Below are 13,910 nucleotides of genomic sequence, written 5' to 3'. Positions count from 1 at the left end.
GGGGGAGTATCAAAGCGCGCCTCATGCCACCCGCGGGCGCGGGCGGCAATGCGCGATGCCACCCCGCAGGCGAGGCGGCCATGCGCGGCGTCAGGCGAGGGGGCCGGGAATCGCCGCTTCCGCCTCGTTCGTCAGCCGCGCCTCGTGCCGGCGCACGAACAGCCACAGGGCGATGCCGCCGAACACCACGAAGGCGAGGAGCCCGAGGCCGATCGGCCCGACGACGTGCTCGATCGAGCGGCCGCACAGATAGGCGCCGAAGCCCATCAGCGAGGCCCAGGCGATGCCGCCGGCGGCGTTGAACAGGAAGAAGCGGCGGGCGTCGAACTGGTTCACCCCGGCGAGCAGGGCCGCGTAGGCGCGCAGCATCGCGGTGAAGCGGCCGAAGAACACGATCTTGCCGCCGTGACGCCGGAACAGGTACTGGCCGAGCTTGAGCCGGCGGTGATCGAGGGCGATCTTCGACCCGTGCTTGAGCAGCAGCGGCATGCCCCAGCGCCGGCCGACCCAGTAGCCGACATTGTCGCCGATGATCGCCGCCAGGGCCGCCGCCAGCACCACGAGACCGATGCGCAGCTGCCCGGTCGAGCCGGCATAGACGGCCGCCGAGATCAGCGCGGTCTCGCCCGGCATCGGCACGCCGGCGCTCTCGAGGGTGATGACGAAGAAGATCGCCCAGTAGCCGTACTGGGAGATCAGGTCGGCGATCGGCAGGTCGTGGAGGAAGTGCATTCTGGTACCGTGGACGATCGATGCAGGGCGGCGCCGTGTCGCGCCCCATCCCCTCAGATAGGCGTGGGGATCGTGGCTCTTCCAGGGCGTCGCTCGGGCGGCGTTCAGCAATCGTGAGGCAACATCGCGGTCGTACTGGCGACGCATTGCCGTGCGGAAAGGCGGGGCAGGGCTTCGTCGGCGGGGCTTCGGGGGCGACGTGCCGCAGGCGTCGACCGCGCTGCCGGTACGACATGAGGGGCATCGCGGGGGCGCTGCGTCAGGTTTCCAGTTCGGGTTGTCCAGGTCGATGAACGAATTGTCTCCCATCCGCACCGACGACGCGGTCGAGGCGCCGCGCCGCCGGCGCGGCCGCGGGCTGGTCTGGTTCCTGGTGCTGCTGGCGCTCGCCGGCGGCGGGTACTGGGCCTACCGGACCTACGTCCCGGACGGGTTCAAGAAGCCGCAGGCGCAGCAGGCCGCCACCGGACGGCGCGGCGGCGGTCGCCGCGGCGGGGGCGGGGAGGGGCCGCAGGCGGTCGGCGTCGCCACGGTGCAGAAGGGCGAGATGCCGGTGGTGCTCTCAGGCCTCGGCACCGTGACCCCGCTCGCGACCGTGACGATCCGCTCGCAGGTGAGCGGCTACCTGACCCAGATCGGATTCCGCGAGGGCCAGACCGTCAAGGCCGGCGACTTCCTGGCCCAGATCGACGTGCGCCCCTACGAGGCACTGCTCGCCCAGTACCAGGGCCAGCTCCTGCGCGATCAGGCGCTCCTGCAGAATGCGCGCCTCGACCTCGTCCGCTACCAGACCCTGAACCGGCAGGATTCGATCTCGAAGCAGAACGTCGACACGCAGGCCGCGACGGTCAAGCAGTACGAGGGCGTCGTCGCCTCCGACCAGGCGCAGATCGACCAGCAGAAGCTCAACATCAACTACGGCCGCATCACCGCGCCGGTCGAGGGCCGGGTGGGTCTGCGCCAGATCGACCAGGGCAACTACGTCACCGCCGCCTCGACCGGCATCGTCGTCGTGACCCAGCTCCACCCGATCTCGGTTTTGTTCACCCTGCCCGAGACCGTGTTGCAGCGGGTGATGGATCGCCTGCGCGCCGGCGCCACCCTGCCGGTGCGGGTCTTCGACCGCTCCGACACCACCGAGATCGCGCGGGGCACCCTCGACACCGTCGACAACCAGATCGACGTCACCACCGGCACGGTGAAGCTGCGGGCGTTGTTCCCGAACAGGGACGACCGGCTGTTTCCCAACCAGTTCGTCAATGCCCGCCTCGACGTGGACACGGTGCGCGACGCGGCGCTCGTGCCGGCGGCGGCCGTCCTGCGCGGCACGCCCGGCACTTACGTCTATCTCCTCACGGCTGAGGACAAGGTCGCAGTGCGCCCGATCGAGATCGGCGAGAGCGACGGGGTTCGGACCGTGGTGACGAAGGGGCTCGCGGTCGGCGACCGGGTGGTGGTCGACGGGACCGACCGGTTGAAGGATGGAGCGCAGGTGCGGGTGACCGGCGGGCGGCCGGAGAAGGCGGCTGGGCCGGAGGCGGAGGCCAGGCCGGCGACGGAGGGTGAGGGCGCTACGGCCCCTGCACGTTCGGAAGGGCCGCGCCAGGAGGGTCAACGTCCGGACGGCCAGCGTCCCGAGGGCGAGCGCCCGCATCGCCGCCGGCAGCAGAGCCAGAATCCGTGACCATGACGAGGCACGCCGCCCATAACCCTCCCCCCTCTGCGGGGCAGGGTGCCCCGCGGAGCGGGGCGGGAGAGGGGAACCCCCTTTCCGGAGAGGTCGCGCGCGCCATGCAGGGCGCCATGCTCAGCACCGTCGCGCCGCCCCTCTCCCGGCCTGCTCCGCAGGGCACCCTCCCCCGCAGAGGGGGGAGGGGCGCGCGCGCGCGCCTCGTGGGAGACGGCGCATGAACCCCTCCCGCCTGTTCATCCTGCGCCCGGTCGCCACCACGCTGCTGATGCTGGCGATCCTGCTGACAGGCATGATCTCCTACTTCAACCTGCCGCTCTCGGCCCTGCCCTCGGTCGATTACCCGACGATCCAGGTGCAGACCTTCTATCCCGGCGCCAGCCCCGAGGTGATGACCTCGGCGGTGACGGCGCCGCTGGAGCGGCAGTTCGGCCAGCTCGCCAACCTCAACCAGATGACGTCGCAATCGTCGGCCGGCGCCTCCGTCATCACGCTCCAGTTCAGCCTCGATCTCGGCATCGACATCGCGACGCAGGAGGTGCAGGCCGCGATCAACGCCGCCGGCAACCTGCTGCCGAGCGACCTGCCGGCCCCGCCCGTCTACGCCAAGGTCAATCCCGCCGACGCGCCGATCCTGACGCTCGCGCTCACCTCCAAGACCCTGGCCCTGACGCAGGTCCGCGACCTCGCCGAGACGCGGCTCGCCCAGAAGATCAGCCAGGTCTCCGGCGTCGGCCTCGTCTCGATGGCGGGCGGGCAGCGGCCCGCGGTGCGGGTGCGCTTCAACGCCTCGGCCCTCGCCGCCTACGGCCTCAACATCGACGACCTGCGCACCACCATCAACAACCTCAACGTCAACACCCCGAAGGGCTCGATCGACGGGCCGACCCAGTCCTTCACCATCAACGCCAACGACCAGATCCGCGATCCCGCCGCCTATCGCGACGCGGTGATCGCCTACCGCAACGGCGCGCCGGTGCGGCTCTCGGCGGTGGCCGAGGTGGTGGAGGGGGCCGAGAACACCCAGCTCGGCGCCTGGATGGACACCACCCCGGCGGTGATCCTCAACATCCAGCGCCAGCCCGGCGCCAACGTCATCGCGGTGGTCGACCGGATCAAGGCGCTCCTGCCCCAGCTCCAGGCGACCCTGCCGGCGGCGATCCAGGTGACGCCGCTCACCGACCGCACGGTGACGATCCGCGCCTCGGTCGAGGACGTGCAATTCGAGCTGCTGCTCGCCATCGCCCTCGTGGTGCTGGTGATCTTCCTCTTCCTGCGCTCGCTGCCCGCCACCCTGATCCCGAGCCTGTCGGTGCCGCTGTCGCTCGTCGGCGCGCTCGCGGTCATGGACCTGTGGGGCTTCTCCCTCGACAACCTGTCCTTGATGGCGCTCACCATCGCGACCGGCTTCGTCGTCGACGACGCGATCGTGGTGATCGAGAACATCGCCCGCCACGTCGAGGAGGGCGACAGCCCGATGGAGGCGGCGCTCAAGGGCTCGCGCGAGATCGGCTTCACCATCATCTCGCTTACCGTGTCGCTGCTCGCGGTGCTGATCCCGCTCCTGTTCATGGGCGAGGTGGTCGGCCGGCTCTTCCACGAATTCGCCATCACGCTGGCGGCCACCATCGTGATCTCCGGCGTCGTCTCCCTGACGCTCGTGCCGATGCTGTGCGCGCGGCTGCTGCGTCACCAGCCGGCCCAGGCGCGCGCCGCCGGACGGATCGCCAGCGCCGGCCGCCGGCTGATGGAGGGCGGCATCGCGTTCTACGGCCGCACCCTGCGCGGCGTGCTCGCCTGGCAGGGCCTCACGCTGCTGGTGGCCCTCGGCACGCTCGCCGTCACGGTCTACCTCTACGTCGTGATCCCGAAGGGCTTCTTCCCGGTCCAGGACACGGGACTGATCCAGGGCATCACCCAGGCCGACCAGACCGTGTCGTATCGTGCCATGGCCGAGCGCCAGCAGCGCCTGGCCGAGGAAGTGCTCAAGGATCCGGACGTGGTCAGCCTGTCGTCGTTCATCGGCGTCGACGGCCAGAACGTGACGCTCAATTCCGGCCGCTTCCTCATCAACCTGCGCCCGCGCGAGGAGCGGGCGGAGAATGCGAGCGCGATCATCCGGCAAATCTCCGCCCGGGTCGCCGACGTGCCGGGCATCGCGCTGTTCATGCAGCCGGTCCAGGACCTCACCATCGACACCGCGGTGAGCGCGACGCAGTACCAGTTCATCCTGGAGAACCCGGATCTCGGCGCCTTCGACACCTGGGTTCCGCGCCTCGTCGAGCGCTTGAAGCAGATCCCGGACCTCGCCGACGTGGCGAGCGACCGGCAGGCGAGCGGGCTGGCGGCCTACGTCACCATCGATCGCGCCACGGCGGGCCGCTACGGCATCACCCCGGCTTCCGTCGACAACGCGCTCTACGACGCCTTCGGCCAGCGCATCATCTCGACGATCTTCACCCAGTCGAACCAGTACCGGGTGATCCTGGAGGCCGATCCCGACCTGCACCGGACGCTGGACTCTCTTCAGAGAATCTACCTGCCGTCCTCGACCGCCACCAACGGCCAGGTGCCGCTCACCGCCATCGCCCAGGTGAGCGAGCGGCGGGCGCCGCTTCTCATCAGCCATCTCGGCCAGTTCCCGGCGACCACGATCTCGTTCAACCTCGCGCCCGGCGCCTCGCTCGGGCCGGCGGTGGCGGCGATCAAGGCGGCGGTAGCGGAACTCGGCATGCCCGACAGTTTCCGGCTGATCTTCCAGGGCTCGGCGCTCGCCTTCCAGGCCTCGCTCGACAACACCCTGTTCCTGGTGCTCGCCGCCATCGTGACCGTCTACATCGTGCTCGGCGTGCTCTACGAGAGCTTCGTCCACCCGATCACGATCCTCTCGACCCTGCCGTCGGCCGGCATCGGGGCGCTGGCCGGCCTGATGCTGTTCGGGCACGACCTCGACATCATCGGCATCATCGGCATCGTGCTGCTGATCGGCATCGTGAAGAAAAACGCCATCATGATGATCGATTTCGCGCTCCAGGCCGAGCGCGAGGAGGGCATGACCCCGCGGGACGCGATCTACGAGGCCTGCATCCTGCGCTTCCGGCCGATCATGATGACGACCTTCGCGGCCCTGTTCGCGGCGATCCCTCTGATCCTCGGGACGGGCACCGGCTCGGAGCTGCGCCAGCCGCTCGGCATCTCGATCGCCGGCGGTCTGATCGTGAGCCAGGTGCTGACGCTCTACACCACGCCGGTGATCTACCTCGCCTTCGACCGGCTCGGGCGGCGGCTCTCCGGGCGGCGACGGAGCGGGCTGGCGCCCGGGGAGGCGGTGCCGTGAGGGGCGCGACACCCATAACCCTCCCCCCTCTGCGGGGGAGGGTGTCCCGCGAATGCGGGGCGGGAGAGGGGCGGCGCGACGCTGGTCCAGACGGCGCCCTTCAGAACGGCTCCGACTTATCCGGAGCCGTGGTTCCCCTCTCCCGGCTCACTCCGTTCGCCACCCTCCCCCGCAGAGGGGGGAGGGTTGAGGGCGGGGCCACCCCGTGAACCTCTCCGCCCCCTTCATCCTGCGCCCGGTCGCGACCACGCTCCTCACCCTGGGTGTGCTCCTCGCCGGCCTGTTCGCCTTCGTGCGGCTGCCGGTGGCGCCGCTGCCGCAGATCGACTTCCCGACCATCCTGGTCCAGGCGCAGATGCCCGGCGCCAGCCCCGACACCATGGCGACCACCGTGGCCGCGCCCCTGGAGCGGCGGCTGGGCCAGATCGCCGATGTCGACCAGATGACCTCGACGAGCTCGGTCGGCTCGACCCGGATCGTGCTGCAATTCGGGCTCGACCGGGACATCAACGGCGCCGCCCGCGACGTGCAGGCGGCGATCAACGCCGCACGCGCCGACCTGCCGACGGCGCTCCGCCAGAACCCGACCTACCGCAAGTTTAACCCGGCCGACGCGCCGATCGTGATCATCGGCCTCACCTCGAAGACGCTCAGCCCCGGCACGCTCTACGATTCCGCCGCGACCGTGCTCGCCCAGAAGCTGTCGCAGCTGGAGGGCATCGGCAACGTCGAGATCGGCGGCTCGTCGCTGCCGGCGGTGCGGGTCGAGCTCGATCCGCACGCCCTGTTCAACTACGGCATCGGGCTCGAGGGCATCCGCGCGGCGCTCGCCAGCGCCAACGCCAATTCACCGAAAGGCGCGATCGAGGCCGGCGAGCGGCGCTACCAGCTCTACGCCAACGACCAGGGCCGCAAGGCCGCCGATTACCAGGACATCGTCGTCGCCTACCGCAACGGGGCCGGCGTGCGTCTGCGCGACGTCGGCCAGGTGATCGACGGCGTCGAGGACCGGCGCAACCTCGGCCTCGTCAACGGCCAGCGCGGCGTGCTGCTCATCGTCTACAAGCAGCCCGGCGGCAACGTCGTCGAGACGATCGACCGCCTGAAAGAGGCGCTGCCGCAGCTCAAGGCGGCGCTCCCCGGCGACACCGAGCTGATCGTCACCGGCGACCGCTCGCTCACCATCCGGGCGTCGCTGGCGGAGGCCGAGCGCACGCTGATCATCTCGGTTGGCCTCGTGATCCTGGTGGTGTTCGGCTTCCTGCGCTCCGCCCGCGCCACCCTGATCCCGGCGGTGGCGGTGCCGATCTCGCTGGTGGGCACCTTCGCGGCGATGTGGCTGTGCGACTACAGCCTCGACAACATCTCGCTGATGGCGCTCATCATCGCGGCCGGATTCGTCGTCGACGACGCGATCGTGGTCTTGGAGAACATCCAGCGCCACATCGAGGACGGGCGCTCGCGGGTCGAGGCGGCCTTGCTCGGCGCCCGCGAGGTGGGGTTCACGGTCCTGTCGATGAGCCTGTCGCTCATCGCGGTGTTCCTGCCGATCCTGCTCGCGGGGGGCATCATCGGGCGGTTCTTCCAGGAATTCGCCGTCGTCCTGTCGCTGGCGATCCTGATCTCCCTCGTCGTCTCGCTCACCACCACGCCGATGATGTGCGCCCGGTTCCTCAAGGCCGAGGTCCACGGCGCGAGGCCCGGCCTGCTGGCGCGGATCCTCGAAGGCGCGTTCACGGGGCTCCTGTCGGGCTACCGCGTCACCCTCGACTGGGCGCTGCGCCACGGCGTGACCGTGATGCTGGTGCTGCTCGCGGCGGTGGTGCTCAACGTCTACCTCTACGTCATCGTGCCGAAGGGGTTCTTCCCGCAGCAGGATACCGGCCAGATGATCGGCGGCATCCAGGCCGACCAGCGCATCTCGTTCCAGGCGATGAGCGCCAAGCTGCGCCGCGCCGCCGCGATCGTCCAGGCCGACCCGGCGGTCGAGAGCGTGGTCGGCTTCACCGGCGGGCGCGGCACCAACTCGGCCAACGTGTTCGTGGGGCTCAAGCCCTTGGGAGCGCGCGACCCGATCAGCGACGTGATGGGCCGCCTGCGGCCGAAACTCTCGGGGATCCCGGGCGCCCGGCTCTACCTGTTCCCGCGCCAGGACTTCATGGTCGGCGGGCGCCAGAGCTTCTCGCAATACCAGTACACCCTCCAGGGCGACACCAGCGAGGACCTCTACACCTGGACCCCGAAGCTGCTGGAGGCCCTGCAGAAGGACCCGACCTTCACCGACGTCACCTCCGACCAGCAGCAGGGCGGCCTCGAGACGCGCCTCGTCATCGACCGGCCCACCGCCTTCCGCTACGGCCTGACCCCGGACCAGATCGACAACACCCTCTACGACGCCTTCGGCCAGCGCCAGGTCTCGACGATCTACAATCCGCTCAACCAGTACTACGTCGTGATGGAGATCGCGCCGCGCTACCTCGACAACCCGGAGACCTTGAAGCTCATCTACGTCTCGACCTCGGGCGCCCGGGCCCGCGGCTCGGCCACCTCCAACGCGGTCGCCGGCACCGTGGCGAGCGCCGCCACCGCGACGACCGATGCGACCACGGCCGCAGCCCAGGTCGCGACCGATTCGGCCCGCAACGCCGCGACGAACTCCATCGCCTCGGCCGGGCGCTCCAGCGCCTCGTCGAGCGCTGCGGTCAGCAGCGCCAAGGAGACGATGGTCCCGCTCTCGGCCTTCGCCAGCTTCGAGGCCGGCTCGACCCCGGTCCAGGTCAGCCACCAGGGCCTGTTCGTCGCCACCACGCTCTCGTTCAACCTCGCGCCGGGCAAGAGCCTGAGCGACGCCACCGCGGCGATCGACGGCCACATGCGCGACCTGCGGATGCCGGCGACGATCCACGGCGAGTTCGCCGGCGCGGCAAAGAGCTTCCAATCCTCGTCCTCGCGCCAACCGCTGCTGATCCTGGCGGCCCTGCTCGCCGTCTACGCCGTGCTCGGCATCCTGTACGAGAGCTGGGTCCATCCGCTGACCATCCTGTCGACCCTGCCGTCTGCCGGCATCGGGGCGATCCTGGCCCTGATGCTGGCCGGCGAGGAGTTCGGGGTGATCGCCCTCATCGCGGTGATCCTGCTCATCGGCATCGTGAAGAAGAACGCGATCATGATGATCGACTTCGCCCTCGACGCCGAGCGCACCCGCTCCTTGAGCCCGCGGGAGTCGATCCGCGAGGCCTGCCTCTTGCGCTTCCGGCCGATCATGATGACAACCCTGGCCGCGCTGCTCGGCGCGCTGCCGCTGATTCTCGACGGCGGCGAGGGCTCCGAGCTGCGCCGTCCCCTCGGCATCGCCATCGTCGGCGGCCTCATCGTGAGCCAGGTCCTGACCCTCTACACCACCCCCGTCGTCTACCTGTACCTCGACCGGTTCCGGCTCTGGGTCGGCCGCCGCCGGGGCTCCGCCACGCGGGCGCTGCCGGCCGAATGACTGTCTTCGACGATCGAATGATGCTGGACGGCGACGCGCATCCGAACCCTCCCCCCTCTGCGGGGGAGGGTGCCCCGCGGAGCGGGGCGGGAGAGGGGAACCCCGTTTCCGGAGAGGTCGCGCCATTCACGACGGGCGCCGGCTGGATCAGCGTCGCGCTGCCCCTCTCCCGGCCCGCTTCACGGGCCACCCTCCCCCGCAGAGGGGGAGGGTTTGGGGTGGCGCCCTGCATCTGGCGGTGGCGACTCTGCTCCCCCTTCTCCTCGCCGGCTGCCTCGTCGGCCCCGACTATGCCCGTCCCACCGTCGAGACGCCCCCCGCCTTCAAGGAGGGCGGTGCCCGGCCGATGCCGCCGCGCAACTGGCGGCCGGTGCGGCCCCTCGACGAGGCGGAGCGCGGCGACTGGTGGCGCGTCTTCCGCGATCCCAGCCTCGATCGGCTGATCCGCCTGATCGACGTCGACAACCAGAATCTGCGCGCCCAGGTCGCCGCCTACCGGCAGGCCCGGGCCCTGGTGCAGGAGGCCCGCGCCCAGCTGTTTCCGACAGTGCTCGGCGCACCCTCGATCAGTCGCGCCAGCACCGGCGGGGTCGAGCGCACCACCGTGACGCTGCAAGGCTCGGCGACCTGGGAGCTCGACCTGTTCGGGCGCATCCGCCGTACGATTGAGAGCGACGTCGCCGCCGCCCAGGCCAGCGCCGCCGACCTCGCCTCCGTGCGCCTCGCGCTCCAGACACAGCTCGCCACCGCCTATTACCAGCTGCGCTACCAGGAATCGCTCCAGAGCCTCTTGGAACGCACCGCCCGGGCCTATCAGCGCTCGCTCGACATCACCCAGAACCAGTACAATGCCGGCGTCGCCGCCCGCTCCGACGTCATCACCGCCCAGACCCAGCTCCAGACCACCCAGGCCAACGCCATCGCGGTCGGGCTGCAGCGGGCGAACCTGGAGCACGCGATCGCGACGCTGATCGGCCGCCCGCCCTCCGAGGTGTCGCTCGCCCGCGGCAGCCTGCCGGCGCGCCCGCCCGCCGTGCCGGTCAGCCTGCCCTCCGACCTGCTGGAGCGCCGGCCCGACATCGCGCTCGCCGAGCGGACCGTGCAGTCGCAGAGCGCCCAGATCGGCGTCGCCGTGGCGGCGTTCTTCCCGACCGTGACCCTGTCGGCGAGCGGCGGCATCGCGGGCGATCCGGCGCGCAACTTCTTCGCCGCCGCCAACTCGTTCTGGTCGGTGGCGGCCTCCGGCAGCCAGGTGCTGTTCGACGGCGGCGCCCGTACGGCGGCCCTCCAGGCGGTCGAGGCCGCCTACGATGCGGCGGTCGCCAATTACCGCCAGACGGTGCTCACCGCCTTCCAGCAGGTCGAGAACGGTCTCGCCGGCCAGCGCATCCTCGCCCGCCAGCAGGCAGCGCAGGAACTGGCCGTGCAATCCTCGCGCCGGGCGGTCGAGATCGCGCTGAACGAGTACCGGGCCGGCACCCAGAACTACACCACCGTCGTCACCGCCCAGGCGCTGGAGCTCAACAACGAGGTCACGGAGCTGCAGGTCCGCCTCAGCCGCTTCACCAACGCGGTGTCGCTGATCGGCGCGATCGGCGGCGGCTGGGACACGCGCAGCCTGCCGAGCGGCGAGGAGCTGAAAGCTTTCCGGCCGCTGCCGATCGACAGCGGCCAGGCCCCGCGGGTGGATGAGTAGCGCGGTTGTTTGCGCGCGCCGGGGAATGACCTAAACCGGTCCACCGGCGCGCCGCCGCCCTATCTCCGAGCCGATGACCGACCTGCTCCTCTCCGTCCAGGACCTTTCCGTCGCCTTCCGCCAGGGCGGGCGCGAGACCCGCGCCGTCGATCGCGTCTCCTTCGCCATCGCGCCGGGCGAAACCGTGGCCCTCGTCGGCGAATCGGGCTCCGGCAAGTCGGTGACGGCATTGTCGATCCTGCGCCTCGTCGACGGCGCGGTGCCGGAGGGGCGGATCCTGTTCAAGGGCCGTGACCTGCTGACGCTCGCCGAGCCGGAGATGCGCGCCGTGCGCGGCGCCGACATCACCATGGTGTTCCAGGAGCCGATGACCTCGCTCAACCCGCTGCACCGCATCGCCGAGCAGGTCGGCGAGGTGCTGCGGTTGCACAAGGGGATGAGCGGCGAGGCGGCCCGCGCCCGCACCCTGGAACTCCTGAACCTCGTCGGCATCCGCGATGCGGAACGGCGGCTCGGCGCCTATCCGCACGAGCTGTCGGGCGGGCAGCGCCAGCGGGTGATGATCGCGATGGCGCTCGCCTGCGAGCCCGACCTGCTGGTGGCCGACGAGCCGACGACGGCCCTCGACGTCACCGTGCAGGCCCAGATCCTCTCGCTGCTCGCCGATTTGAAATCGCGCCTCGGCATGGCGATGCTGTTCATCACCCACGATCTCGGCATCGTGCGCCGCGTCGCCGACCGGGTCTGCGTGATGCTCCAGGGCCGCATCGTCGAGACCGGCCCGGTCGCCGAGGTCTTTTCGAATCCGCAGCACGACTACACCCGGCGCCTGCTCGCCGCCGAGCCGCGAGGCCGCGGCAACCCGGTCCCGGACGGCGCCCCGATCCTGGTCGAGGCCGGGCCGATCCGGGTCCACTTCCCGATCAAGACCGGGCTGCTCCGGCGCATCACCGGCCACGTCAAGGCGGTGGACGGGGTCTCGGTGAGCGTCCGCGAGGGCGAGACGGTCGGGGTCGTCGGCGAATCGGGTTCGGGAAAGACCACTCTGGGTCTCGCGATCCTGCGGCTGACCGCCTCGGAAGGGCCGGTGGTCTATCTCGGCCGGCGCATCGACGGCCTGTCATCCCGCGCCATGCGGCCCCTGCGGCGCGAGATGCAGGTCGTGTTCCAGGATCCCTACGGCTCGCTCTCGCCCCGGATGTCGGTGGCCGAGATCGTCGCCGAGGGGCTGGAGGTGCAGGGGACCGGCCGCAGCGACGCCGAGCGCCGCGGAATCGTCGCCCGGGCGCTCGACGATGTCGGGCTCGATCCGGCGGCCATGGACCGCTATCCCCACGAATTCTCCGGCGGCCAGCGCCAGCGCATCGCCATCGCCCGGGCCATGGCGCTCGATCCGCGCTTCGTCGTCCTCGATGAGCCGACCTCGGCCCTCGACATGTCGGTCCAGGCCCAGATCGTCGAATTGCTGCGCGAACTCCAGCGCCGGCGCGGCCTCGGCTACCTGTTCATCAGCCACGACCTGAAGGTGGTGCGGGCGCTCGCCAACCGCGTGATGGTGATGCAGGGCGGCCAGGTGGTGGAGGAGGGCGCGGCCGAAGACATCTTCGCCAGCCCCCGCACCGAGTACACCCGCGCCCTGTTCTCCGCCGCCTTCGACCTCGCCGCGGCCCCGGTGGGGGCGGTGCGCGAATGAGCCGGGCGCTCCTCATCGTCCTCGATTCGGTCGGGATCGGCGGCGCGCCGGACGCGGCCGCGTTCGGCGATGCCGGCGCCGACACGCTCGGCCACATCGCCGAGGCCTGCATCGAGGGGCACGGCGACCGGGCGGGATTGCGCGCCGGCCCCTTGCACCTGCCGCACCTCGCCGGGCTGGGCCTCGGGCTCGCGGCGGAAGGAGCGAGCGGCCGGATGCCGCCCGGCCTCAGCCCCTCCGGACCGGTCGCGGGCGCGTGGGGCCACGCGGTCGAGCGTGCGCAGGGCAAGGACACGGTCTCGGGCCACTGGGAGATCGCCGGGGTGCCGGTGGACTTTTCCTGGGGCCATTTCCCGGCGACGCGGCCGGCTTTCCCGGCCGAGCTGACCAAGGCCCTGATCGAAGAGGCCGGGCTGCCGGGCATCCTCGGCGATTGCCACGCCTCCGGCACCGCGATCATCGAGGAGCTTGGCGCGGAGCACGTCCGGACGGGCAGGCCGATCTGCTACACCTCGGTCGACAGCGTGTTCCAGATCGCCGCCCACGAGGAGGCATTCGGGCTCGACCGGCTCTACGCCCTCTGCGCGGTCGCGCGCCGGCTCTGCGACCCCTACCGGATCGGCCGGGTGATCGCCCGGCCGTTCATCGGTGATGCCGCGTCGGGCTTCGCCCGCACCGCGAACCGGCGCGACTACGCCGTGCCGCCGCCCGCCGACACGCTCCTCGATCGCCTCGCCGCCGCCGGGCGGCCGGTGGTGAGCGTCGGCAAGATCGGCGACATCTTCGCCCACCGGGCGACCGGCCGCGAGATCAAGCCCGGCGGCAACGATGCCTGCCTCACCGCCGCCCTCGACGCCCTGACCGACCTGCCCGGGGGCGGCCTGGTCTTCGCCAACCTCGTCGAGTTCGACACCGAGTACGGTCATCGCCGCGACGTACCGGGCTACGCCGCGGCGCTCGAGCGCTTCGACGCGCGGGTGCCGGAGATCCGGGCGGTCCTGCGGCCCGGGGACCTCTGCCTCGTCACCGCCGATCACGGCAACGACCCGACCTGGAGCGGCACCGACCACACCCGCGAGCAGGTGCCGGTGATCGTCTTCGGGCCGGGCATCGCCCCCGGTCCCCGCGGGCAACTGGGCTTCCCGGAGATCGGCCGGATGGTGGCGCGTCACCTCGGCGTGGCGGAAGCGGAGCGGCTCGCTTAAGTGTCTCTCACGACATTCCCGAACGCCGTCGTCGCTCGCTGCGGCGACGACAGCGCAGCGGGAGTTT

At 70.9% G+C, this 13,910-nt stretch carries 7 protein-coding genes; 6 read left to right on the top strand and 1 reads right to left on the bottom strand.

The window, feature by feature from the left end; genetic code table 11:
- Positions 1-90 precede the first annotated feature (90 nt).
- The gene (locus DK412_RS28980) at positions 91-732 is read right to left on the bottom strand and encodes a DedA family protein (protein WP_109974811.1); all 642 of its coding nucleotides are present in this window, start codon (positions 730-732) and stop codon (positions 91-93) included.
- Between the two features lie 289 nt (positions 733-1,021).
- On the opposite strand from DK412_RS28980, the gene DK412_RS28975 reads away from it, so the two are divergent.
- From DK412_RS28975 to DK412_RS28950, 6 genes are all read left to right on the top strand, one after another.
- Entirely contained in the window at positions 1,022-2,416 is a 1,395-nt protein-coding gene (locus tag DK412_RS28975; RefSeq protein ID WP_109974810.1) for an MdtA/MuxA family multidrug efflux RND transporter periplasmic adaptor subunit, read from the top strand.
- A 223-nt stretch (positions 2,417-2,639) separates the two neighbouring features.
- On the top strand, positions 2,640-5,759 hold the full coding sequence (locus DK412_RS28970; RefSeq protein WP_109974809.1) for an MdtB/MuxB family multidrug efflux RND transporter permease subunit: 3,120 nt from the start codon (positions 2,640-2,642) through the stop codon (positions 5,757-5,759).
- Between the two features lie 205 nt (positions 5,760-5,964).
- Complete coding sequence (locus DK412_RS28965) at positions 5,965-9,249, top strand: efflux RND transporter permease subunit (RefSeq protein WP_109974808.1); 3,285 nt, start codon at positions 5,965-5,967, stop codon at positions 9,247-9,249.
- 238 nt (positions 9,250-9,487) lie between these two features.
- Positions 9,488-10,945, top strand: a complete 1,458-nt coding sequence (locus DK412_RS28960) for an efflux transporter outer membrane subunit (RefSeq protein ID WP_245447342.1) — start codon at positions 9,488-9,490, stop codon at positions 10,943-10,945.
- A 73-nt stretch (positions 10,946-11,018) separates the two neighbouring features.
- Complete coding sequence (locus DK412_RS28955) at positions 11,019-12,638, top strand: ABC transporter ATP-binding protein (protein ID WP_109974806.1); 1,620 nt, start codon at positions 11,019-11,021, stop codon at positions 12,636-12,638.
- Entirely contained in the window at positions 12,635-13,843 is a 1,209-nt protein-coding gene (locus tag DK412_RS28950; protein ID WP_109974805.1) for a phosphopentomutase, read from the top strand. The genes DK412_RS28955 and DK412_RS28950 overlap by 4 nt, the downstream gene beginning before the upstream one ends.
- Positions 13,844-13,910 lie beyond the last annotated feature (67 nt).

The sequence above is a fragment of the Methylobacterium sp. 17Sr1-1 genome, assembly GCF_003173775.1.
Lineage (GTDB): Bacteria > Pseudomonadota > Alphaproteobacteria > Rhizobiales > Beijerinckiaceae > Methylobacterium.
This window is presented reverse-complemented; position numbering and strand designations above follow the sequence as displayed.